Source organism: Halomonas sp. HK25, from assembly GCF_047795635.1.
Taxonomy (GTDB): domain Bacteria; phylum Pseudomonadota; class Gammaproteobacteria; order Pseudomonadales; family Halomonadaceae; genus Halomonas.
On the sequence record NZ_CP181044.1, the window covers coordinates 1,701,306 to 1,723,379 of the forward strand.

Here is a 22,074-nt window from a genome sequence, read left to right on the forward strand (position 1 = left end):
TCACTATAGGGGGCCGCCGGGGCCGGGCCAACCGCCAGGCATCAGCCGCCCGATGGGGGGAGGCTCAGAGATCGAGTTCGGTCCACACCGGGGCGTGGTCGGAGGGCTTTTCCATGCCGCGCAGCGCATAGTCGATGCCGGCGTCCACCACCTTCTCGGCCAGCGGTGCGGTGACCAGGATATGGTCGATACGCAGGCCGCGCCTGGGCTCGCGGTCGAAGCCCTTCGAGCGGTAGTCGAACCAGCTGTAGCGGTCATCCACCGCCGGGTAGCGCACCCGGTAGCTGTCGGTGAGCCCCCAGGCCTTGATGCCGGCGAGCCATTCCCGCTCCACTGGCTGGAAGCTGGTCTTGCCCTCGCGCAGCCAGCGCTTGCGGTTGGGCTCGCCGATGCCGATGTCGATATCCTCGGGAGAGATATTGAAGTCGCCCATCACCGCCAGGTGCTCGTCGGGGCGGTGCTGGCTCTCCAGCAGCCGCTTGAGCTGGGCGTAGAAGTCGCGCTTGTGGGGAAACTTCGTCGGGTGGTCGAGGTTCTCGCCCTGGGGAAAGTAGCCGTTCCACACCGTCAGCGGCTCGTCGCCTGCCGGGTGCAGGCGCACGCCGATCATGCGCTTCTGGGCGTCCTCGCCGTCGTCGGGGAAGCCGTAGTACACCGCCTCGGGCTCGCCGCACTGAGATACATCGATCATCAGTGCCACCCCGTAGTGCCCTTTCTGGCCGTGATAGACGACCCGATAGCCCAGCGCCTCTACCATCTCGCGGGGGAATTCGGCGTCCTGGACCTTGGTCTCCTGCAGGCCGATCACCGCCGGGCGGTGGGTGGCCACCAGCGCCTCGAGCTGATGGGGGCGGGCGCGGATGCCGTTGATGTTGAACGAGACCAGGCGCATCAGCTCTCCGAGCGCCCCTGATCGGGGCTCTCCGTCGCCTGCTCCGTCGCCTGCTCGGGATGGATGGCGATGCCTTCGCCGGCCTCCTGGCGGGCGAGCTTGCGGGCGGCCTGGATCTTGCGCTGCTGGCGTTTCTTCTGGGTATAGCGGGTGGACGAGGTCACTTGGTCGGGATTCTCGTGGCGCCACTTCTTGTAGTCCTTGCGCCGGCCGGTGCGGATCTGCACCTTGTCGGCCAGCGAACGGGTCTTCTTGCGACGGGTCATGGAAAAACTCCTCTGGTCTGGCGCGCATTCTACCAGTCCCGCCGCGCCTGCCACAGGCGAAGCGCTCACGAGACGCGCCCTTCGTCGCATTGGCTGTTACAATGCGCGTTTGTTTCATGCACTCAACCACCCAAACGGACAGACAGCAGCCTATGAGCGAGTCGGATCAGATCAACGCACCGGCCCAGGATCGCAAGCCCAAGCGTCGTCGTCGCAAGCCGCGGCGGCGCAACGCCTCCGGCTGGGACCTGCGCCAGTTCCAGGTGCCTGCCGTAGCGGGCAAGTGGCGCTTCCATGACTTCGACCTGCCGCTGCCGTTGATGCATGCCATCCACGCCCTGGGCTTCGAGTACTGCACCCCGATCCAGGCCGAGGCGCTGACCCACACCCTGCTGGGCGGCGACGTGGTCGGCAAGGCCCAGACCGGCACCGGCAAGACGGCCGCCTTCCTGATCTCGATCCTGGCCTACTTCCTCGAGGAGGAGGCCCCTAACGGCCAGAAGCCCGGCGCTCCGCGGGCGTTGATCGTCGCGCCGACCCGCGAACTGGCCCTGCAGATCGAGAAGGACGCCAAGGCTCTGGCCCGCTTCACCGATCTCAAGGTGGCAAGCGTCGTGGGTGGCATGGACTACCAGGCGCAGCGAGAGGCCCTGGCCGATCGCCTGGACATCCTGGTGGCGACCCCGGGCCGGCTGCTCGATTTCCACCAGAAGCGCGATGTCGACCTCACCCAGGTCGAGGTACTGGTGCTCGATGAAGCCGACCGCATGCTCTCCATGGGCTTCATCCCCGACGTCAAGCGCATCATCCGCCACACCCCGAAGACGGAGGAGCGCCAGACCTTCCTGTTCTCGGCGACCTTCACCGAGGACATTCTCGACCTGGCCAGCCAGTGGACCTTCGATCCGACCCACGTCGATATCGCGGTCACGGTGGAAAACGCCGCCGACATCGATCAGCGCGTCTACCTGGTCGGCGACGAGGACAAGCAGCGCCTGCTGGTCAACCTGCTCAAGCAGGAGAGCTTCGACCGGGTGATGGTGTTCGGCAACCGCCGCGACCTGGTGCGCAAGCTCGACGAGCTGCTCAGGAAGGCCGGTATCAACGCCGCCATGCTCTCCGGTGATGTGCCCCAGAATCAGCGCATCACGACCCTGGAGCAGTTCCGCGAAGGCGAGATCCAGGTGCTGGTGGCCACCGACGTGGCCGGCCGCGGCATCCATATCGAGGATGTCAGCCACGTGATCAACTACACGCTGCCGGAGGATCCGGAGGACTACGTCCACCGCATCGGCCGTACCGGTCGTGCCGGCGCCAAGGGCGTGTCGATCAGCTTCGTGGGCGAGGAGGATGCCTTCTCGCTGCCCGAGATCGAGCGCTTCATCGGCGACAAGCTGCCCTGCGAGCATCCGCCGGAAGGCATGCTCTGAGCCCATGCTCGACGAGGCCCTGAAGGGCGAGATCCAGGCCGCCTATCGCCGCGTGCTCGAGGGCCTGGACCTGACGCCCCGCTACGGTCAGCGGCTGATGATCGCCGAGATCGCCCGCACCCTGGCGGGCATCGAGGTCGATGAGGCCGGCAAGCGCATCAGCGACGAGCATGTCTGCGTGCTCGAGGCCGGTACCGGTACCGGCAAGACCCTGGCCTACCTGCTGGCCGCATTGCCGGTGGCCAAGGCCCGCGGCAAGCGGCTGGTGGTGGCCACCGCCACCGTGGCCCTGCAGGAGCAGGTACTCCATCAGGATCTCCCCGCGCTGAAAGCTCACAGCGGCATCGACTTCAGCTACGCCCTGGCCAAGGGGCGCGGTCGCTATGTCTGCGTGGCGCACCTCGACCAGACCCTCGACGGCACCGAGGAGAACCCTACCTATTCGCTCTTCGAGCGTGAGCTTGCCAGTGGCGGCGACGACTTCCAGGCCCTGGCCAAGTCGCTCGGCGAGGCCTACGGCAACGGCCGCTGGGAGGGCGATCGCGACAGCTGGCCCGAGGCCATCGACGACGGCCACTGGCGCAAGCTCACCGTCGACCACCGCCAGTGCACCAACCGCCGCTGCGGGCACTTCGGTGCCTGCGCCTTCTTCCGTGCTCGGCGCGACCTGGAGCAGGCCGATATCATCGTGGCCAACCATGACCTGGTGCTGGCCGACCTCTCCCTGGGCGGCGGCGTGGTGTTGCCCGCCCCCGGCGACTGCATCCACGTCTTCGACGAGGGACACCACCTGCCCGACAAGGCGCTCAGCCACTTCACCCACCGCTTCGCCGTAGGGGGCGCCCTGGGCTGGCTGCGCACCCTGAGGAAGTCGCTTGCCGAGCTCAACCAGGCGCTGGCGGTACAGCCGACCCTGGCGCGGCTGCTGGCCACGCTGCCCGAGGCCATCGGGGCACTGGAGCCAAAGCTTGGTGAGGCTTTCGCCCTGGGCCACCAGCTGGCCGGGCGCCTCGAAGGGCTCGCCGACGGCGAGGAGGCCCGCCAGCACCGCTTCGAGATGGGGCGGGCGCCCGAGGCGCTGCGCGAGCTGGCCGGCGCCCTGCTGGTGATCTTCGCCGAGCTGTCGCGCACTCTCGAGAGCATGGCCGACATCCTGCGCGAGAGCCTCGACCCGGAGAAACACACCGGCCTGCCTCGCGAGCAGGCCGAGGCCTGGTTGCCGCTGCTGGCGTTGCTCCACGGTCGGGCGCTGGAGGCCCACGCTCTGTGGCTGGCCTTCAGCGAGGCCGATCCCGAGGGTGAGCCGCCTCGGGCCCGCTGGCTGAGCCTGGAGCGCTTCGGGACCGACCCGGAGCTGACTTTCTCGGCAAGCCCCGTCTCGGCGGCCCATACCCTGGCAAAAAGCCTGTGGGGGGCCACCTTCGGCGCCGTGGTCACCTCGGCTACGCTCACCGCCCTCGGGCGCTTCGAGCGCCTGCAGGAGCGCGCCGGGCTGGCCAACCGCTACCGCTACCAGAGCCTGCCCAGCCCCTTCGACTACTCTCGTGCAGTGCTCAGCGTGCCCCGGGAGGCCGTTGACCCTGCCGATCGTGAAGGCCACGAACGCGCCATCGTCGACTTCGTTCGGGCGCTGGGCAAGCAGGAGGCGGTGCTGATGCTCTTCTCGTCCCGGGCCCAGCTGCGCGCGGTGGAGAAGGCACTGCCCAGGGCGCTGGGCGAGCGGGTGCTGGCCCAGGACCGGCTGCCCAAGCGCGAGCTGATCACCCGGCACCGGGCGCGGGTCGACGCAGGGGAGGGCAGCATCATCTTCGGGCTGGCGAGCTTCGCCGAAGGGATCGATCTGCCCGGCGACTACCTCACCCATGTGGTGATCACCCGGCTGCCCTTCGCGGTGCCCGACGACCCGGTGGGCGCGACCCTGGCGGAGTGGATCGAGAGCCGCGGCGGTAACCCCTTCATGCGCATCAGCGTGCCGGACGCCTCCATCAAGCTGGTCCAGGCCTGCGGCCGGCTGATCCGCAAGGAGGCCGACAGCGGCCGCATCACCCTGCTTGACCGCCGGGTGCTCACCCGCCGCTACGGCCGGGCGCTGCTCGATGCCCTGCCGCCCTTCGTGCGCGAGATCGACGGCGTCCGCCAGTAGCAGGGCGGTAGACGAAAGCGGGCCCGCCAGTTGGCGGGCCCGCGGTGTTTCAGAGGCCTATGTTCATAGGCGGTTCATAGGCGCTAACGGGATGTGTTCACGCCGCCTCGAGACGCTTGGCCAGCACCGGCGTGAGCTTTTCGTTCATCGCCTTGAAGGCCCGGACGGTGGCGTCCCAGTCGATGCAGGCGTCGGTGATGGAGACGCCGTACTGCAGCTGGCTCAAGTCATCGGGCAACTTCTGGGCGCCCCAGCCAATATTCGACTCCACCATCAGGCCGATGATCGAGCGGTTGCCCTCGAGGATCTGATTGGTGACGTTCTCCAGCACCAGCGGCTGCAGGGCCGCGTCCTTGTTGGAGTTGGCGTGGGAGCAGTCGATCATGATGTTGGGCTTGATGCCGGACTTCCTCAGCTCCTGCTCGGCCAGTGCCACGCTGACGCTATCGTAGTTGGGCTTGCCGTTGCCGCCGCGCAGCACTACATGGCCGTAGGCGTTGCCGCGGGTGCGGATGATCGCCACTCGACCGGCATAGTCGATGCCCAGGAAGTTGTGGGGGTGGGCGACCGACTGCAGGGCGTTGACCGCCACCTCCAGGCTGCCGTCGGTGCCGTTCTTGAAGCCGACCGGGCAGGAGAGTCCCGAGGACATCTCACGGTGGGTCTGGGATTCGGTGGTGCGGGCACCGATAGCCGACCAGCTGATGCAGTCCTGAATATACTGCGGCGAGATCGGGTCGAGCGCCTCGGTGGCCAGCGGCAGGCCCATCTCGGCCAGTTCCACCAGCAGGCGCCGGGCGATGTGCAGGCCCTCCTCGATCTCGAAGGAGCCGTTGAGGTGCGGGTCGTTGATCAGGCCCTTCCAGCCCACGGTGGTGCGCGGCTTCTCGAAGTAGACACGCATCACGATGTAGAGACTATCCTTCACCTCATCGGCCAGGCGGCGCAGGCGGCGGGCATAGTCGAGGGCGGCGTCCACGTCGTGGATGGAGCAGGGACCCACCACCATCAGCAGGCGCGGGTCCTCACCGTCGAGAATGCGCTGGATGGTCTCGCGCCCTTCGATCACGGTCCGCTCGGCGGCCTCGGTGAGGGGGATCTCCTGCTTCAGGGCTTCGGGAGTGATGAGAACGTCCTGGGAGAGGACGTTGAGGTTGCTGACCTGCTGATCTGTCATGCGGCTACCTGTGTGTCGTGTCTGCGCTGATGGCCCGGGGGCGAGTGATAATTTTTCCTTCTACTATACACCGGTGGGGCCGCATGAGATCAATCACGGAACCCCTGCAGGCTGTGGTGGTCCTAGCGCGGGTTGTCCAGCAGCTACCCGATCAGGCACCTCGGGTTGATGGATGGCCAGGAAAAGGGAACACTTGTGCGACTTTGGGCTACGGCCTCCGGACACTTCGCCGCCCTCTCGGGCTCCAGGTTGACGCCATGCACGCATTTTCCAACATGACCGCCGCTCCCAGAGCGCACTCGCCACGCTCTCCTCGTCGTCTGTCGGGGAGGCCGTGAATGGGCGCCAGGGAGACCGACCAGCAGCTCGTCGAGCGCGCCCAGCAGGGCGATAACCGCGCCTTCGACCTGCTGGTGAAGAAGTATCAGCACAAGATCATCGGGCTGATCGGGCGCTACGTCCACGACCACTCCGAGGTTCAGGATGTGGCCCAGGAGGCGTTCATCAAGGCCTATCGGGCGCTGGGCAAGTTTCGCGCCGAGAGCGCCTTCTATACCTGGATGTATCGCATCGCCATCAATACCGCCAAGAACCATCTGGTCTCGAGAGGGCGCCGCCCACCGGGCAGCGACCTGGATATCGCCGATGCCGAGATCGTCGATCATAGCGGACGCCTGGCGGATTCCGAGACGCCAGAGGCCGCCATGGCCCGCGATCAGCTCGAGGCTGCGGTGTTCGAGGCGATCGACAATCTGCCCGACGACCTGCGTACGGCGATCACCCTGCGTGAGCTCGAGGGGCTCTCCTACGAGGATATCGCCAACATCATGCAATGCCCGGTGGGCACGGTGCGCTCGCGCATCTTCCGCGCCCGAGAGGCGGTGGACCAGCACATCCAGCCGCTGGTCACCACGTCTCGCAACCGCGAGACGGTAGAGGAGTAGCCGGCCAGCGGGGCGGGTTGCACACTTTTTGTCGATTGGCTGAACTGTCCGTCGCCTTTGACGTCAGAAGCAGTGTTCGATCCGCCGTGCGGCGGAGATCGCGTCGACATTCCCGGACCAGACCGGGAATGTCGATTCCAGGCTGAAATGAGGGAGCAGGGCGGAGTGCCTTGCCACAGTAGGGGGTGTTGAGAATGAGTCAGAACGCACGGGAATCGCTTTCTGCCCTGATGGACAACGAGGGAGACGAGCTCGAGCTTCGTCGGCTACTCAAGACGCTGGACGCTTCCCCCGACGCCGCCGAGGCGTGGCGTCGCTACCATCTGATGCGTAGCCTGATGCGCCGGGAACCCGATGTCGACGTCTCCACCGACCTCTCCGCCGGCATCATGGCGCGCCTGCAGGATGAGCAGCTGCCGCAAATGGACAGGGTCCCGCAGGCCCGGCGTCGCACCTTGCCCTTCGCACGCAGCGCCGGCATCGCCGCCGCGGTATCGTTGATGGTCATTACCGGGGTCCAGTTCTACTCTGGTGACACCCCGGGCGGTGGACCGGACGGTGCGGAACCGAGTGTGGCGGCGGGCGCCAGCTCTTCCCAGCCGGCTCCTGCCAGTCTGGCGTCCAGTGATAACGCCACCGCTCGTCCCTCGCTGGTTGATCTGCCGCTGTTTCAGCTGCCCCGGGGCGGCGGCCAGGGGCTTATGACCGTTGGTGCCGGTGGCGAGTCCGCCCCCATGTTCATGGCCCCGGGTCAACGTCAGTCGCTGCTGGCCGACGAGCAGCAGGCACTCCTGCTGCAGTCCTACCTGGATCGTCACGCCGAAGGGGCCGCCTTCCGCAGTGGCGATACCTGGTTGCCGCTGCTGCGCGCCTCCGGCGCCGACAGCCTCGGTCAGCGCTGAGCGTAGAGGGGTGACGATGACCGCGTCACGCCTGTGCTTTATCGCCGCGAGCTGCCTGGTTGGCCTGCTGATCAGCAGCGTCCTGCCGGCGGCTTCGCCTGAGTCCAGTGAGGAACGCTTCGACTGCCGAACTCTGGCCCAGGCCCCGGCGCCAACCTCTGCCCAGCAGTGGCTCGAGCGCAGCCTGTGGGCGGGCCACTGCTACCGATATGATGCCCATGCCGTGCGCATTGGCCATGATGGCGTGCGCACCCTGACGCTCACCCACGATGTGCATGACGGCATCGAGAGGGGCGTGGCCAGCTATCTCGACGGCCCGCCCATGGTGTTCGAGCGCCGCGGGCGCATCGGACGCCTGGGCGGGCCAGGGGAAGGCGGAGAAGCGCCGCCTTCCCCCGCCGGCATCGCCGAGCGGGCCGGCGCGCTCTATCGTCTTCAGCTCGGCGGTGAGGAGCGCATCGCCAATCGTCGCGCCCTCCGCCTGGATATCGCTCCCCTGGACAGCTTCCGCTTCGGTCATCGTCTGTGGCTCGATCAGGCCACCGGCCTGACCCTGAAGCAGTCGCTGCTCGACGAGACCGGCCGTCCCCTCGAGACCTTCCAGCTCACCACCCTGGAGCAGCCGCGTCTGCATCAGGGAGAGATACGCCTCGACCGCCAGCGCGAGGTGCCGACGGACCCCTGGCGGCTGGGCTGGCTACCCGAAGGTTTTACCGCACAGCCCGCAGATACCCGCAGCGCCCGTCACGGTGAAGGTGTCATCCACCGTCTCTACAGCGACGGGCTCGCTACCCTCAGTCTTTTCGTATCGCCCGTCAACGAGGCGGAGCTGCTGGCGCCGGGGCTGCATCGCCTGGGGGTCTCCAATGCCGCGGTGCGCCACCGCGATCTGGGCGGACAGCCGCGCCAGCTGGTGGTGATGGGCGAGTTACCTCCCCGTGTGCTGCTGCGTGTCGCCGACAGCCTGGTCTGGGAGGCGCCGTGATGCCGGCCTGTCACCCGAACCATCATTGTCATTCAGAAAGCACGATAACCGTTCTCCCGACCCATCGCAGGAGCCTTGCATGAAACGCATGATCCGTCCCCTCTCCCTGTGGATGCTGCTGGCCGCGACCCTGCTGGTCTGGCAGTCGGCTGCTTCCCAGGAACTGCCCGATTTCACCGTGCTGGTGGAAGAGGCCGCTCCCGGCGTCGTCAACATCTCCACCACACGTATGGTGCAGAGTCGCGAGAATCCCTTCCAGGGCTTCGGCGGCCAGGAGTTGCCCGAAATCTTCCGTCACTTCTTCGGCGACCGCTTCCCGGAGCCGCCCGGCGGGCAGGCCCCGGGGCGGCCTCAGGAGCGCCAGTCGCTGGGTTCCGGCTTCATCATCAGTCAAGAGGGTTACATCCTCACCAACGCCCACGTGGTAGAGGGGGCCGACGAGATCCTGGTGCGCCTCAGCGACCGCCGGGAGCTTCAGGCCGAGCTGGTGGGCAGTGACGAGCGCACCGACGTGGCACTGCTCAAGGTCGACGGCGGGGACCTGCCGCCGCTCAAGCTGGGTGACTCAGATACCCTCAAGGTGGGCGAATGGGTGGCCGCCATCGGCTCGCCTTTCGGCTTCGACCACTCGGTGACGGCCGGCATCATCAGCGCCATCGACCGTACCCTGCCGCGGGACGCCTACGTGCCCTTCATCCAGACTGACGTGGCCATCAATCCGGGCAACTCCGGCGGGCCGCTGTTCAACCTGGACGGCGAGGTGATCGGCATCAATTCCCAGATCTTCACCCGCAGCGGTGGCTTCATGGGCCTCTCGTTTGCCATCCCCATCAACGTCGCCATGGACGTGGCTGACCAGCTGCGCGATGACGGCCAGGTGCGCCGCGGCTGGCTGGGTGTGATGATCCAGCCGGTCTCCCGAGACCTGGCAGAATCCTTCGGCATGGATGGCCCCCGCGGTGCGCTGATCGCCGACCTCGACCCCGAGGGGCCGGCCGCCCGCGATGGGTTGGAGGCGGGCGATGTCATTCTCGAGGTGGACGGCAGCCGGGTGCACGACTCCAGCACCCTGCCGCGGCTGATCGGCCGTACCGCGCCGGGCAGTGAGGTGGAGCTCGAACTGATGCGAGACGGTGAGCGCCGCCAGCTCAGCATCACCGTGGGCGACTGGCCCGACGCCGAGCGCGCCACCGCCAGTCGCCCCCAGGAGAGCCGCCAGGCCCGCCTGGGTATCTCGGTGGGCGAGCTGGAGAGCGCCGAGCGAGAGGCGCTCGGCATCGAGGGCGGCGTGCGGGTGCGCGAGGTCGACCCCAATGGCGCCGCCGCTGCGGCCGGCATTCGCCCCGGTGATATCCTGGTCAGCATGGACCATCAGGCCGTCAGCGATCCCGAGCAACTGGTTGAGCTGGTCAGCGAGCTGCCCGCCGACCGCGCCGTGCCGGTGCGCCTCTACCGCGATGGCCGCTCGCTGTTCGTCGCTCTGCGCCTGACCGACGACTGAGCCACCCCGGCCAATCGGAACCCGGCGCCCCTGGTCGCCGGGTTCGCCGTATCTGGCCGGCGCATGCCGGTACAATGGCGTCCGACCCCGGCCTTTTGCCGGCGGCCCGCGTGCCGCCAGGCCTGGCCCGAACCCTATCAGGCAGAATTCTCTCGATGGCCCAAGACACCTCTTCCGACAAGCTCAAGCATATCCGCAACTTCTCGATCATCGCCTGCATTGATCATTAATCTCCCGCCATTCCTTTCTTTAAGCCACTGTTTTATATCTGTCTGTTAGACCCTGTCGGCTGTAGCCAGTCATCATCAGGTCGAATCCAGACATAAGGGGCGCCTCATGTTGGGTTGAGCGAGTTGGGTATAAAGAGTTTAGTGATTCAGTGCAATTTCATGCGTGGCTTGAGGAAGAAATTGAGCCCGTCGACGATCACCATCAGGGCCGTCTTGACCGTGCCATGAATGGCGCGTTGGTGCATGCGATACAGCGACGCATAGAAGAACTTCGCCAGGTGGCCCTCGAGGAAGAGACTGCGCGCCGAAGCGCCACGCATCAGGCTGCCGACGGCGTCGAAATGGGCAAGCGAGATCAGCGAACCGCGATCCCGATAGACGAAGGGCCTCAAGGGATTGCCGTCAAGCCTGGCACGCAGGTTGCGCGAGAGAAGCAGGGCTTGCTGATGGGCGGCCTGGGCCCGAGGCGGCACCGTGGAGCCGTCTTCCTGGGGGCAGCTGGCACAGTCACCGAAGACGAAGATGTTCGGATCATCGAGGCTCTGCAGGGTGGAGAACACCTTGAGGCGATGATTGGATTCGGTGGTAAGCCCCAGGGTCGACAGGATTTCCGGCGCCTTGATGCCGGCGGCCCAGACACAAAGGTCAGTCTCGATGCGTGCTCCATCCAGGGTGACGATCACCCCCTCCTCGACGCCGGTAACCCGGGTGCCGACATGCAATTCGACACCCAGCCCGGTCAGCTCGGTGGCCACCGCCTTGCGGATGCGTTCGGGCAGCACCGGCAGGATATCCGTGGCGGCCTCGACCAGGTGAACTTCCAGTTGGCTGCTGTCCAGGGAGGTGAAGCCATAGCTGTTGAGGATTCGCGAGGCATCATAGAGCTCGGCGGCCAACTCCACACCAGTGGCACCGGCACCGACGATGCCGACTTTCAATCGGGAGAGGCGTTGCTGCTCGGGGTCGCTGTAACGGAGGAAGGTGTTGAGCATATCCTGCCGAAAGGCCTCCGCCTGGGCAGGACTGTCGAGGAAGTGGCAGTGCTCGGCCACGCCCGGTGTCCCGAAGTCATTGCTGACACTGCCCAGGGAGAGCACCAGGACATCATAGTCCAGGGTGCGCGAGGGCAGGACTTCCGCACCGTGCTCATCGAAGACAGTAGCCAGGCTCAGCTGGCGCTTTTCGCGATCCAGCCCGGACAGGGTCCCACGCTGGAACCGGTAGCCGTTGTCGCCGGCGTGCCCCTGGTAGGAGACCTCGTCGAGTCCGGAATCTAGGGCACCCGTCGCCACCTCATGCAAAAGGGGTTTCCAGATATGAGTAGTATTGCGATCGACCAGCACGATCTCTGCCTTGCCGCGCCGCCCCAATTTGCGGCCGAGACGACTGACCAGTTCCAGCCCGCCGGCGCCACCGCCGACAACCACTATCCTTGCCATGCCCATCAAATACTCCTCGAGTGTGTCACGACCTTGCGGGTCGAATATCGCCGAACCTCCCGGTCATCTACGCTAGATACAAGGCCGGGCCAAGAACAAGTAGGATGATGCCGCTCTCTGACTGGCCGATGCGGCTTCAACTGTCCCGGCGAAGTCCGAGGATATCGCGGGCCTGCTGCCAGATGGCGACCTGGCGATCATGTTTCTCGCAGTGATACGGCCCGCTCGACCAAGGCGGTATTTGTAAGTCACCAGGGTGTCGCGGTCGAGCCGCATGTGATGAAGGGGTTGGACATGACGAACTACCTCCAAGCGTTTACCGGTTTTCCTCGGCGGACAGGCAACCGGACTCATTGTTTAGGTCGAGTACACCGTAATCAAAGTCGGGCTGTCCAACGGCTGACCGAGCAAAATAACCAGAATGGTCATTTCTCCATCACGACCGCGCTGCGGGAGTTCTGCTCACCGGACTAACATTCGATAGAAAACCTGCAAACATGAAGGTTAAAGAATAAATACTACAGCGCCTGATTGAAGGGTTCTCATATGCAAGAAAGCCGCTGACGCGAACGAAAATGTCGATATCAGGGTGCTGAACGCCGGTGGCGATGTGGCCCGACAGATCGGCTAGATGCGGGATCTGTTACAGCAGCGCATGGAAGCCATCAATATCTGGCCCACGGATGGTCAGGCGGTCATTCCCGCCATTCGCCAGGCAATCAATGCCGGTATTCCGGTCGTCGTGACCAACTCCAAGATTACCGATGCCGGTATGGATTTCATCGCGGCTTTTCGGCCTCGACAATGTAGAGCAGGGCTGCTACTGGAGCGTCTGCGTCGGATTTACCTCAAGCGCACCGCCTTCGCCCAGGCGCAGGTCAACACCATTCGCCTGAAGCTGTTGAAGATTGGCGCCGTCATCACCCGCGCGATCCGGCTGATGCTGAGCAGCCAATACCCGAAACAAGGCCTCTTCCTGAAGCTGGCCAGCCTGGTGCAATATCCGGGCTAGGGCCGCGTCTGACGACAACCCCGCCTCCTCGCTGTACAATACGCCCAACCTTGATTCTCGCGCTCGCTCGGGTACCCGCCCAGCCTTGTACATGGGTGCGTACATGAACCGGATTTTGATGTATGTCTAATAGCGAAAACCGTAGTAAAATCAGCCATATACGGAATTTCTCGATCATCGCCCACATCGACCACGGCAAGTCGACCCTGGCCGATCGCCTGATCCAGAGTTGTGGAGGGCTCTCCGAGCGCGAGCAGAAGGAGCAGGTGCTCGACTCCATGGACCTCGAGCGCGAGCGCGGCATCACCATCAAGGCCCAGTCGGTGACCCTGGACTACCACGCCCAGGACGGCAACACCTACCAGCTCAACTTCATCGATACTCCTGGCCACGTGGACTTCTCCTATGAGGTCTCGCGCTCGCTGTATGCCTGCGAGGGTGCGCTGCTGGTGGTGGATGCCGCCCAGGGCGTCGAGGCCCAGTCGGTAGCCAACTGCTACACCGCCATCGAGCAGGGGCTCGAGGTGTTGCCGGTGCTCAACAAGATGGACCTGCCCCAGGCGGATCCCGACAAGGTCGCCCACGAGATCGAGGAGATCATCGGTCTCGACGCCACCGATGCCTGCCAGGTGTCGGCCAAGAGCGGCCTGGGCATCGATGCCCTGCTTGAGCGCCTGGTGCGCGACATTCCGCCGCCCCAGGGGAATCCCGATGCGCCGCTGCAGGCGCTGATCATCGACTCCTGGTTCGACAACTATCTGGGGGTGGTCTCGCTGGTGCGCATCTTTGACGGCACCCTCAAGAAGGGCGAGAAGATCCGCCTCAAGTCTACCGGCCGCGATTGGCAGGCCAATGAGGTGGGCATCTTCACGCCGCTGCGCAAGGAGACCGGCGTGCTGCGCGCCGGCGAGGTGGGTTTCATCGTGGCCGGCATCAAGGAGATCCAGGGCGCTCCGGTGGGGGACACCATCACCCACGCCAGGACCCCGGATGTCGAGCGGTTGCCGGGCTTCCAGAAGGTCAAGCCCCAGGTCTACGCCGGCATGTTCCCGGTCAGCGCCGACGACTACGAGGACTTCCGCGACGCCCTGGAGAAGCTGGCGCTCAACGACGCCTCCCTGGCGTACGAGCCGGAAAATTCCGACGCTTTGGGTTTCGGTTTCCGGGTGGGCTTTTTGGGCACTCTCCACATGGAGATCGTCCAGGAGCGCCTTGAGCGCGAGTACAACCTGGACCTGCTGACAACGGCACCCACCGTGGTCTACGAGCTCGCCATGAAAAACGGCGAGCTGATGTATGTTTCCAACCCCTCCAAGCTGCCCGACATGGCCGATGTCGAGGAGATGCGCGAGCCGATCGTGCGCGCCAGCATCCTGGTGCCCCAGGAGTTCGTCGGTAACGTGATCATGGAGTGCGAGAACCGCCGCGGCAACCAGAAGGATATGCAGTTCCTCGGCAGCCAGATCCAGCTAGTCTACGAGCTGCCGATGTCCGAGGTGGTGATGGATTTCTTCGACCGTCTGAAGTCGATCTCCAAGGGCTATGCCTCTCTGGACTACGGCTTCGAGCGCTTCCAGGCCGCCAAGCTGGTGCGCCTGGACGTGATGATCAACGGCGACAAGGTCGACGCCCTGGCGGTGATCATCCACCGCGATCACGCCCACGGCCGCGGCCGGCTGCTGGTCGAGAAGATGAAGGAGTTGATTCCGCGCCAGATGTTCGACGTGGCCATCCAGGCGGCCATCGGCGGCCAGGTGGTGGCGCGCTCCACCGTCAAGGCGCTACGCAAGAACGTCACCGCCAAGTGCTACGGCGGTGACGTCAGCCGCAAGAAGAAGCTGCTGGAGAAGCAGAAGGCGGGCAAGAAACGCATGAAGCAGGTCGGCCGGGTGGAGATTCCCCAGGATGCCTTCCTCGCCGTGCTCAAGGTCAACGACTGATATCAAACGCTAGGAACGCATACCCCCATGGACTTCTCTCTGCTGCTGGTGGTGGCCGTTGCCATCACCGGCCTGATCTGGCTGCTGGACCTCATTTGGTGGCGCCCCGCCCGCCGCCGCGCCGCGGCCAACGCCGAGGCCGGCACCACCGAGGGGCTCGACCCCGCGGCCCGCGAGAAGGTGCTCAAGGAGCCCTGGCCGGTGGACTACTCGCGCTCCTTCTTTCCGGTACTGCTGGTGGTGCTGGTGCTGCGCAGCTTCGTGGTCGAGCCCTTCCAGATCCCGTCGGGCTCCATGCGCCCGACCCTGGAGGTGGGCGACTTCATCCTGGTCAACAAGTTTACCTACGGCCTGCGCCTGCCGGTGGTGCATACCCGCATCGTCGAATTCAACGAGCCAGAGCGCGGTGACGTCATGGTGTTCCGCTTTCCCAACGAGCCCGCGGTGAACTTCATCAAGCGGGTGGTGGGCATGCCCGGCGACACCCTGCGCTACGAAGGCAAGCAGCTCTACGTCAACGGCGAGCCGGTACCCAAGCGGCTGCTGGAAGAGGGCCCCGCCGACGCCCCCGGCGAGCTGCTGCTGGCCGAGCAACTGGGCGGGCTCGAGCACCGGATCTACAATAATCCTCGAGACCCGGGCCCGCAGATGCGCGAGGTGGTAGTGCCCGAGGGGCACTACTTCACCATGGGCGACAACCGCGACCACTCCAACGACAGCCGCTACTGGGGCTTCGTGCCGGAGGAGAACATCGTCGGGCGGGCCTTCGCCGTGTGGATGCGCTGGGATGGCGGTCTGCCCAGCTTCACCAGCGTGCGACGCATTCAGTGAGCTTCCGGGCCTCTGGCGGTACAGGCCGCTGTCCGCAGCCCATACCAGCGCCGACCAGCCATTAGACAACAGGATATTCGTGAGCAACTCCCTCAACGCCTTCAGCCGACGCCTCGGCCATGCCTTCAGGGATCCCGCCCTGCTGGAGCTGGCCATGACCCATCGCAGCGTCGGCGGGCAGAACAACGAACGCCTCGAGTTCCTCGGCGACTCCATCGTCAACTTCGTGATTGCCGAGGCGCTGTTCCGGCGCTTTCCCGATGCCCGCGAAGGGCAGCTCTCACGGCTGCGGGCGCGTCTGGTCAAGGGCCAGACTCTGGCCGAGCTGGCCCGCGAGATGGAGTTTGGCGAGCACCTGAGGCTCGGTTCCGGCGAGATGAAGAGCGGTGGGCATCGCCGCGAGTCGATCCTGGCCGATGCCGTGGAGGCGGTGATCGGCGCTATCTACCTGGATGCCGGCATGGAGGCGGTGCGCGTTCGGGTGCTGTCCTGGTACGCGGCGCGGCTGGAAAACACCAGCCTGCAGGACACCCAGAAGGATCCCAAGACTCGCCTGCAGGAGTTCCTGCAGTCTCGTCAGCTCCCGCTGCCCCGCTATGAGGTGGTCAACGTGGAGGGCGATGCCCACGCCCAGACCTTCACCGTGGATTGCCACGTGGAGATGCTCGACCAACACACCACCGGCGAGGGTGCCAGCCGGCGCCACGCCGAGCAGCAGGCCGCCGAGAAGGCCCTGGCCCTGCTTGAACCCGTCAGGGCCAACGCACAGGGAGCACGACCATGACCCAGACCTGCGGCTTCGTGGCCATCGTCGGTCGCCCCAACGTCGGCAAGTCGACGCTGATGAACCGTATTCTCGGCCAGAAGATTTCGATTACCTCGCGGCGCCCCCAGACCACGCGCCACCAGGTGAGGGGGATCAAGACCGAGGGGGAGACGCAGTTCATCTACGTCGACACCCCCGGCATCCATATCATGGCCAAGGATCGCAACAAGGCGATCAACCGCTTCATGAACCAGGCGGCGACACAGGCCCTGCACGACGTGGACTGTGTGGTGTTCATCATCGATCGCACCCGCTGGAGCGAGGAGGATCAGAACGTCCTTGCGCGCCTGGAGCACGTGACGGCGCCGGTTATCCTGGCGGTCAACAAGGTCGACCGCCTCCAGGACAAGGCGAGCCTGCTGCCCTGGCTGGAGGAGGTCGGTGCCCGCCGCGAGTTCGCCGCCATCGTCCCGATCTCCGCCAAGCACGGCACCAATGTGCCGGAGCTTGAGGCCGAAGTGGCCAAGCACCTGCCCGAGAGCGTGCACTTCTTCCCGGAGGATCAGGTTACCGACAAGAGCCAGCGCTTCCTGGCCGCGGAGCTGGTGCGCGAAAAGGTGATGCGCCAGCTCGGCGACGAGCTGCCCTACCAGATGACCGTCGAGATCGAGGAGTTCCGTGACGAGGGCAGGGTGGTGCACATCAGCGCCCTGATCCTGGTGGAGCGCCAGGGCCAGAAGAAGATCCTGATCGGCGAGAACGGCGAGCGCATCAAGAGCATCGGCCGCGAGGCGCGCCTGGACATGGAGCGTGCCCTGGGTGCCAAGGTGATGCTCAACTTATGGGTCAAGGTGAAGCGGGGCTGGTCCGATGACGAGCGAGCGCTGAAGAGCCTGGGCTACAACCTCGACTGAGGCGCCATGACGCCCGAACCCGCCTTCCTGCTGCATAAGCGCCCCTACCGCGAGACCAGCGCCCTGGTGGAGCTTCTCACCCTGTCACAGGGCCGGGTGAGGGCGGTGGCTCAGGGCGTGCAGCGCCCCGGCTCTCGCTCGCGGGGGCGGCTGCAGCCCTTCTCGCCGCTGCATGTCACCTGGGTAGGCGGGGGTGAGCTCAAGCGCCTGCGCTTGATGGAGAGCCGCGGGGCCACGGCGCTGCTGGCCGGCGAGGGATTGCTGTGTGGGCTCTATGCCAACGAGCTGCTTACCCGCACCTTGCCGGTGGAGCTGCCGGTGTCCGAGGTGTTCGCCTTCTATACCGCGCTGCTCGAGGCGCTGCCGCGCCCCGACGCCCGCGCCGGCGGGCTGCGGCGCCTGGAAGTGTCGTTGCTCGAGGCGCTCGACGCTCTGCCGCGCTTCACGACACCGGACGGCGGTGAGCTGGACCCCCAGGTGCGCTATGTCCTCGATGCCTTCAGCCGCGCCTTCCGTCCCGGCCAGCCGGGCCTGGATGGCCGCACCCTGCGCCTGCTGGGTGCCGGCGACTGGGATGCGCCGGGGCTTGCCGGCCCGTCAAAGGCGGTCACCCGGGCGGCGCTGGCGCCGCTGCTGGGTAGCCGACCGCTGCGCTCCCGGGAGCTGATGCGCCAGCTTGCCGAGCGCCGCCGGGCGAAAGCTGGAAGCTAGAAGAGCGTCGCTTCGCTCCTGGAAGTCGGAAGAAAAAGCCTTGATTTCAAGCTTTGCGGGATCATGCTAGCTTCCAGCTTCCAGCTTCTTCAAGGAGACCCTCATGCATCCCCCCCGTATCCTGCTCGGCGTCAATATCGACCATATCGCCACCCTGCGTCAGGCCCGCGGCACCCGCTATCCGGATCCCGTCCAGGCGGCGCTGCTGGCCGAGGAGGCCGGCGCCGACGGCATCACCGTGCACCTGCGCGAGGATCGTCGACACATCCAGGAGCGCGACGTGCGCCTGCTGGCCGAGGTGCTCAACACCCGCATGAACCTGGAGATGGCGGTCACCGAGGAGATGATCCGCCTGGCCGAGGAGATCCGTCCGGCCCATGTCTGCCTGGTGCCGGAGAAGCGCGAGGAGCTGACCACCGAGGGGGGCCTGGATGTGGTGGGCGGCCTCGCGGCGATTCACGCCGCCTGTCAGCGCCTCGCGGCTGTCGGCTGCGAGGTGTCGCTGTTCATCGACCCTGAACCGTCACAGATCGAGGCTGCGGCGAAGGCCGGCGCTCCAGTGATCGAGCTGCATACCGGTGCCTACGCCGAGACCACCGGGCAGGCGGCCGCCCACGAGCACGCGCGGCTCAGTGCCGCCAGCGAGATGGCGCAGGGGTTGGGGCTCACCGTCAACGCCGGCCATGGACTCAACTACCATAACGTGGAGGCCGTCGCCGCCATCCCCGGCCTGCATGAGCTCAACATCGGCCATGCGATCATCGCCCGGGCGTTTTTCGTGGGGCTCAAGGAGGCGGTGGCCGAGATGAAGCGGCTGGCCATCGCCGGCCAGGAAGCCGGCTTCGTGGCTTCGCTGGAGGAGCACGACCATGACCATGATCATCACCACTGACTCATGATCCTCGGCATCGGTACCGATATTGCCAGGGTCGAGCGCTTCGAGCGGGCCCTGGCTCGCCACGGTGAGCGACTGGCGCTGAGGTTGCTGGGCGAGCTGGAGCGTGAGCGCCTGGCCGGCCATCCGGCGCCGGCGGCCTTCATGGCCAAGCGTTTCGCCGCCAAGGAGGCCTTCGTCAAGGCGCTGGGTACCGGCCTGCGGCTGGGCATGCGCTGGACCGAGGTTCAGGTCACCAACGATGCCCTCGGCCGGCCCTCGCTGCTGCTGTCGGGCAAGGCCCACGAGCTGGCGATGGCCGCCGGGGTGCACTCGACTCACCTGTCGATCAGCGACGAGGCGTCCCTGGCGGTGGCATTCGTGGTCCTTGAGAGCTAGGTGTTGGAAGGCTAAGTGCTGGAGGGCTGAGTCTCCCGCTGGGCCCAGGCGCGCAGGTCCGTCATGGCGGCGAAGAGCTCATCCATCAGCGGTGTCACCGCGTCCCGACCGCGGGTGCGCAGCCGGGTCTCCAGGGATTCGGCGATCAGGCCCAGTCGCGGAGCCCCGCAGTAGCGGCAGGCGCCATTGAGGGCGTGAATGCCATCCAGCAGCGCTTCGTCGTCTCCCTCCGCCAGGGCGTGACGCAGGGCGGCTTCGTTCTCCACAAGCCCCGCCGCCAGGCGTTCCAGCAATTCCCTGGCCAGCGAGGCCCTCCCGCCCGCCAGCCGGGCACCGAGTTCCAGGTCCACGGTGGGCAGCTCGCCGTCATCGGCGGCGGAAATGGTGGATTTCACGAGCGCGTTTTCCCGCGGCGGTGATGGCGACTCGTCCGCCTCCGGCAACGCCACGCCCAGGTGACGTAACAGGGCGTCGCGCAGCTGGTCGCTATCCACCGGCTTCACCAGGACATCATCCAGTCCACTGGCCAGCAGCCGGCGACGCTCCTCCTCAAGCACGTGGGCGGTCACCGCCACCACCGGCGTGGCGCGCCAGCTGCCGCCCAGTCGTCGCAGCGCCCGGGTAGTTGCCACGCCGTCCATGCCGGGCATGCGAATATCCATCAGCACCAGATCGAAGGCCTGCTCTCGCCCCAGCGCCAGGGCTTCCTCGCCGCTGGCGGCCAGGCTGACCTCGACGCCGGGACCGGCCACCAGCTCGCCCAGCAGCAGGCGGTTCGATTCGGTGTCATCCACCGCCAACAGACGCACTGGCTGCTGCGCCGCGTCGGGCTGGTTCGCCGGTGACGGGCCCGCGCTCTGGCTCAGGGCCCTCCCGACGGCGGCGGTCAGGGTGGCCCGGGCCACCGGCTTGGTGAGGATCTCGCTGCCGTGGGGCAGCGGCAGGCTGGGCGGGTCCAGGGGGTTGGCGTTGGCCAGCAGCAGCGCCGGGCACGCCAGTTCGGACAGACGGCGCTGCCAGATCGCCGCCTCCTCCGGGGCCAGCGGTGTGCGCGGCAGGCTGGCGACCAGCAGGGCCGGTGGGCCACCCTGGGGAGGGGGAGCGAAGGCGTCCACCGGCCGGGCGCCCCAGCGCGTGAAGAGATGGCGAAGTGCCCGGCGAGTGGCGGGGTGGGGCTCCTCGATCAGCACCGTCTGCCCGGCCAGGCGCAGCTCGGGTGGCCGCTCGGGGGTCTCGCTGCCTTCCAGGGGAAGAGTGAAGGAGAAGGTGGTGCCCCGGCCGGGCTCGCTCTCCACGCCGATTTCCCCGCCCATCTGCTCCACGAGCTGGCGGCAGATGGTCAGGCCCAGACCGGTGCCGCCGAACTCCCGGGAGTGGCTGGGCTCTGCCTGCTGGTAGGCCCGGAAGAGAAGGTGCTGGCGCTCCGGAGAGAGGCCGATGCCGGTGTCGGTGACGCTGATCCGCAGGGTCACCCGGCCGGGGTCAGCCTGCTCCATCATCACCCGGACCACCACCTCGCCCTGCCGGGTGAACTTCACCGCATTGTGCACCAGGTTGGTGAGCACCTGCTGGATGCGCATCGGGTCGCCGTTGAGCACGCTGGGCACATCGTCATACACCAGGCCCAGCAGCTGCAGTTCCTTCTGGTGGGCCAGCGGGGCCTGCAGGCCCAGCACTTCGTCCACCAGGGCGACCATATCCAGCGGCAGGCGCTCCAGCTCCAGGTGTCCGGCTTCGAGCTTGGAGAAATCGAGCACGTCGTTGACCAGCATCAGCAGGTTGCTGGAGGCGCGCTGGACGTGCTCGAGCCACTCCCGCTGGCGCGGCTCCAGTCGCGAGCGGTCGAGCAGACGGCAGAACCCGATGATGCCGTTCAGCGGGGTGCGGATCTCGTGGCTCATGTTGGCCAGGAATTCCGACTTGATGCGGTTGGCCTCCACGGCGCGGCGGTGGGCGATATCCAGTTCGATGTTCTGGACCTCGATGGTCTCCATGGACTCCTCGAGTTCGGCGGTGGCCTGCTCGATCTGACGCTGGGTCTCCAGCCGGGCCTGGGCCAGATGATCACCCAGGGCGTTGACCCGTTCGGTCAGGCCGGCCAACTCGCTCGGTGAGGGCGGCAGCTCGGGGGGGCTTTCGCCCCTGGCAAGCCGGGAGAGGGTGTCATCCACGGCGGCCAGAGGGGGGTGCAGGCGCCGGTAGGAGGTGAAGGTCAGGCCACCCAGCAGCACGGCGGCAACCCCCAGCACCAAGGCGGTGAGGCCGATCTGGCGGTAGTGGGCGAGCACCAGGGGGCTGGCGTCGATGTCGAGCACCAGCCAGGCCGGTTCGGGGCCTGGCAGTGGCGACTGTAGCCGCCATTCGACGCCCTGCTGATCAAAGTGCCGGCGCGCGTCTCGTGGAGCTGTGGGCGGCGAGCGAAGCCGGCCCAGTTGCAGCAAGGTATCGCCCTGGGCATCGAAGATGCCCAGGGCGCGGACCTCATCGAGCTCCATCAGGTGTGCCGCCGTGGCCTCCCGCAAGATGGCGCCATCGGCGCCGCTCAACTGAGGCGTGACCAGGTCGAAGGCCTGCTCCAGGCGGGACTGAAGCTGTTCGGCGTGGTGCGAGCGGTGCAGCGTCAGGGTCGTCGCGGCGAGCAGCAGCATCAGCAGCCAGGGCACGATCAGGCCGGTCAGCAGCAGGCGGAACTTCAGGGACATCGGCAGGCTCTCTGCA

19 protein-coding genes are annotated in these 22,074 nt (G+C 66.3%); 14 read left to right on the forward strand and 5 right to left on the reverse strand.

The window, feature by feature from the left end:
- Positions 1 to 64 precede the first annotated feature (64 nt).
- Together xthA and ACM26W_RS08185 are read right to left on the reverse strand one after the other, a co-directional pair.
- Complete coding sequence (xthA, locus tag ACM26W_RS08180) at positions 65 to 892, reverse strand: exodeoxyribonuclease III (RefSeq protein ID WP_416140334.1); 828 nt, start codon at positions 890 to 892, stop codon at positions 65 to 67.
- Positions 892 to 1,158 carry a hypothetical protein gene (locus ACM26W_RS08185; RefSeq protein ID WP_416140335.1) on the reverse strand — a complete coding sequence of 89 codons (267 nt, stop codon included), beginning with the start codon at positions 1,156 to 1,158 and terminating at the stop codon, positions 892 to 894. Before ACM26W_RS08185 ends, xthA begins: the two co-directional genes overlap by 1 nt.
- 152 nt (positions 1,159 to 1,310) lie before the next feature.
- Between ACM26W_RS08185 and rhlB the strand changes: the two genes are divergently transcribed.
- Both rhlB and dinG read left to right on the forward strand, forming a co-directional pair.
- Entirely contained in the window at positions 1,311 to 2,588 is a 1,278-nt protein-coding gene (gene rhlB, locus ACM26W_RS08190; protein ID WP_416140336.1) for an ATP-dependent RNA helicase RhlB, read from the forward strand.
- Between the two features lie 4 nt (positions 2,589 to 2,592).
- Entirely contained in the window at positions 2,593 to 4,731 is a 2,139-nt protein-coding gene (gene dinG / locus ACM26W_RS08195) for an ATP-dependent DNA helicase DinG (protein WP_416140337.1), read from the forward strand.
- Between the two features lie 97 nt (positions 4,732 to 4,828).
- Here the strand turns inward: dinG and ACM26W_RS08200 are convergent, their stop codons facing one another.
- Positions 4,829 to 5,908 carry a 3-deoxy-7-phosphoheptulonate synthase gene (locus tag ACM26W_RS08200; RefSeq protein WP_416140338.1) on the reverse strand — a complete coding sequence of 360 codons (1,080 nt, stop codon included), beginning with the start codon at positions 5,906 to 5,908 and terminating at the stop codon, positions 4,829 to 4,831.
- Between the two features lie 338 nt (positions 5,909 to 6,246).
- Here ACM26W_RS08200 and rpoE point away from each other — a divergent pair, with 338 nt between their 5' ends.
- The 4 genes from rpoE to ACM26W_RS08220 all read left to right on the forward strand — a co-directional run bounded on the left by rpoE (position 6,247) and on the right by ACM26W_RS08220 (position 10,240).
- Positions 6,247 to 6,852 carry an RNA polymerase sigma factor RpoE gene (gene rpoE, locus ACM26W_RS08205; protein WP_416140340.1) on the forward strand — a complete coding sequence of 202 codons (606 nt, stop codon included), beginning with the start codon at positions 6,247 to 6,249 and terminating at the stop codon, positions 6,850 to 6,852.
- 194 nt (positions 6,853 to 7,046) lie between these two features.
- The gene (locus ACM26W_RS08210; protein WP_416140341.1) at positions 7,047 to 7,754 is read left to right on the forward strand and encodes a sigma-E factor negative regulatory protein; all 708 of its coding nucleotides are present in this window, start codon (positions 7,047 to 7,049) and stop codon (positions 7,752 to 7,754) included.
- 16 nt (positions 7,755 to 7,770) lie between these two features.
- Complete coding sequence (locus tag ACM26W_RS08215; RefSeq protein ID WP_416140342.1) at positions 7,771 to 8,739, forward strand: MucB/RseB C-terminal domain-containing protein; 969 nt, start codon at positions 7,771 to 7,773, stop codon at positions 8,737 to 8,739.
- A gap of 79 nt (positions 8,740 to 8,818) precedes the next feature.
- Positions 8,819 to 10,240: a DegQ family serine endoprotease gene (locus ACM26W_RS08220; RefSeq protein WP_416140343.1), complete on the forward strand. Its 1,422-nt coding sequence runs from the start codon at positions 8,819 to 8,821 to the stop codon at positions 10,238 to 10,240.
- Between the two features lie 376 nt (positions 10,241 to 10,616).
- On the opposite strand, the gene ACM26W_RS08225 is transcribed toward ACM26W_RS08220, so the two are convergent.
- Positions 10,617 to 11,915, reverse strand: a complete 1,299-nt coding sequence (locus tag ACM26W_RS08225; RefSeq protein WP_416140344.1) for an NAD(P)/FAD-dependent oxidoreductase — start codon at positions 11,913 to 11,915, stop codon at positions 10,617 to 10,619.
- Positions 11,916 to 12,564: 649 nt separating this feature from the next.
- Between ACM26W_RS08225 and ACM26W_RS08230 the strand changes: the two genes are divergently transcribed.
- The 8 genes from ACM26W_RS08230 to acpS all read left to right on the forward strand — a co-directional run bounded on the left by ACM26W_RS08230 (position 12,565) and on the right by acpS (position 19,356).
- Positions 12,565 to 12,921 (forward strand): transposase, encoded by a 357-nt coding sequence (locus ACM26W_RS08230; RefSeq protein WP_416140345.1) that lies wholly within the window; start codon positions 12,565 to 12,567, stop codon positions 12,919 to 12,921.
- 122 nt (positions 12,922 to 13,043) lie between these two features.
- Positions 13,044 to 14,861, forward strand: coding sequence for a translation elongation factor 4 (lepA, locus tag ACM26W_RS08235; RefSeq protein WP_416140346.1), 1,818 nt, complete (start codon positions 13,044 to 13,046; stop codon positions 14,859 to 14,861).
- 27 nt (positions 14,862 to 14,888) lie between these two features.
- Positions 14,889 to 15,692 (forward strand): signal peptidase I, encoded by an 804-nt coding sequence (lepB, locus tag ACM26W_RS08240; protein WP_416140347.1) that lies wholly within the window; start codon positions 14,889 to 14,891, stop codon positions 15,690 to 15,692.
- A gap of 79 nt (positions 15,693 to 15,771) precedes the next feature.
- Positions 15,772 to 16,476 (forward strand): ribonuclease III, encoded by a 705-nt coding sequence (gene rnc, locus ACM26W_RS08245; RefSeq protein ID WP_416140348.1) that lies wholly within the window; start codon positions 15,772 to 15,774, stop codon positions 16,474 to 16,476.
- Positions 16,473 to 17,372 carry a GTPase Era gene (gene era / locus ACM26W_RS08250; protein ID WP_416140349.1) on the forward strand — a complete coding sequence of 300 codons (900 nt, stop codon included), beginning with the start codon at positions 16,473 to 16,475 and terminating at the stop codon, positions 17,370 to 17,372. The genes rnc and era overlap by 4 nt, the downstream gene beginning before the upstream one ends.
- A 6-nt stretch (positions 17,373 to 17,378) precedes the next feature.
- Positions 17,379 to 18,083 carry a DNA repair protein RecO gene (gene recO / locus ACM26W_RS08255; protein WP_416140350.1) on the forward strand — a complete coding sequence of 235 codons (705 nt, stop codon included), beginning with the start codon at positions 17,379 to 17,381 and terminating at the stop codon, positions 18,081 to 18,083.
- A gap of 103 nt (positions 18,084 to 18,186) precedes the next feature.
- Positions 18,187 to 18,975 carry a pyridoxine 5'-phosphate synthase gene (pdxJ, locus tag ACM26W_RS08260; RefSeq protein ID WP_416140351.1) on the forward strand — a complete coding sequence of 263 codons (789 nt, stop codon included), beginning with the start codon at positions 18,187 to 18,189 and terminating at the stop codon, positions 18,973 to 18,975.
- A 3-nt stretch (positions 18,976 to 18,978) separates the two neighbouring features.
- On the forward strand, positions 18,979 to 19,356 hold the full coding sequence (gene acpS, locus ACM26W_RS08265) for a holo-ACP synthase (RefSeq protein WP_416140352.1): 378 nt from the start codon (positions 18,979 to 18,981) through the stop codon (positions 19,354 to 19,356).
- An 11-nt stretch (positions 19,357 to 19,367) separates the two neighbouring features.
- Here the strand turns inward: acpS and ACM26W_RS08270 are convergent, their stop codons facing one another.
- Positions 19,368 to 22,058: an ATP-binding protein gene (locus ACM26W_RS08270; protein WP_416140353.1), complete on the reverse strand. Its 2,691-nt coding sequence runs from the start codon at positions 22,056 to 22,058 to the stop codon at positions 19,368 to 19,370.
- Between the last annotated feature and the right edge of the window lie 16 nt (positions 22,059 to 22,074).

Bases quoted from the DNA above. Each gene is read 5' to 3' on its own strand.
- xthA (WP_416140334.1), bottom strand. From the start codon at position 892: ATGCGCCTGGTCTCGTTCAACATCAACGGCATCCGCGCCCGCCCCCAT.
- ACM26W_RS08185 (WP_416140335.1), bottom strand. From the start codon at position 1,158: ATGACCCGTCGCAAGAAGACCCGTTCGCTGGCCGACAAGGTGCAGATC.
- rhlB (WP_416140336.1), top strand. From the start codon at position 1,311: ATGAGCGAGTCGGATCAGATCAACGCACCGGCCCAGGATCGCAAGCCC.
- dinG (WP_416140337.1), top strand. From the start codon at position 2,593: ATGCTCGACGAGGCCCTGAAGGGCGAGATCCAGGCCGCCTATCGCCGC.
- ACM26W_RS08200 (WP_416140338.1), bottom strand. From the start codon at position 5,908: ATGACAGATCAGCAGGTCAGCAACCTCAACGTCCTCTCCCAGGACGTT.
- rpoE (WP_416140340.1), top strand. From the start codon at position 6,247: ATGGGCGCCAGGGAGACCGACCAGCAGCTCGTCGAGCGCGCCCAGCAG.
- ACM26W_RS08210 (WP_416140341.1), top strand. From the start codon at position 7,047: ATGAGTCAGAACGCACGGGAATCGCTTTCTGCCCTGATGGACAACGAG.
- ACM26W_RS08215 (WP_416140342.1), top strand. From the start codon at position 7,771: ATGACCGCGTCACGCCTGTGCTTTATCGCCGCGAGCTGCCTGGTTGGC.
- ACM26W_RS08220 (WP_416140343.1), top strand. From the start codon at position 8,819: ATGAAACGCATGATCCGTCCCCTCTCCCTGTGGATGCTGCTGGCCGCG.
- ACM26W_RS08225 (WP_416140344.1), bottom strand. From the start codon at position 11,915: ATGGGCATGGCAAGGATAGTGGTTGTCGGCGGTGGCGCCGGCGGGCTG.
- ACM26W_RS08230 (WP_416140345.1), top strand. From the start codon at position 12,565: ATGGAAGCCATCAATATCTGGCCCACGGATGGTCAGGCGGTCATTCCC.
- lepA (WP_416140346.1), top strand. From the start codon at position 13,044: ATGTCTAATAGCGAAAACCGTAGTAAAATCAGCCATATACGGAATTTC.
- lepB (WP_416140347.1), top strand. From the start codon at position 14,889: ATGGACTTCTCTCTGCTGCTGGTGGTGGCCGTTGCCATCACCGGCCTG.
- era (WP_416140349.1), top strand. From the start codon at position 16,473: ATGACCCAGACCTGCGGCTTCGTGGCCATCGTCGGTCGCCCCAACGTC.
- recO (WP_416140350.1), top strand. From the start codon at position 17,379: ATGACGCCCGAACCCGCCTTCCTGCTGCATAAGCGCCCCTACCGCGAG.
- pdxJ (WP_416140351.1), top strand. From the start codon at position 18,187: ATGCATCCCCCCCGTATCCTGCTCGGCGTCAATATCGACCATATCGCC.
- acpS (WP_416140352.1), top strand. From the start codon at position 18,979: ATGATCCTCGGCATCGGTACCGATATTGCCAGGGTCGAGCGCTTCGAG.
- ACM26W_RS08270 (WP_416140353.1), bottom strand. From the start codon at position 22,058: ATGTCCCTGAAGTTCCGCCTGCTGCTGACCGGCCTGATCGTGCCCTGG.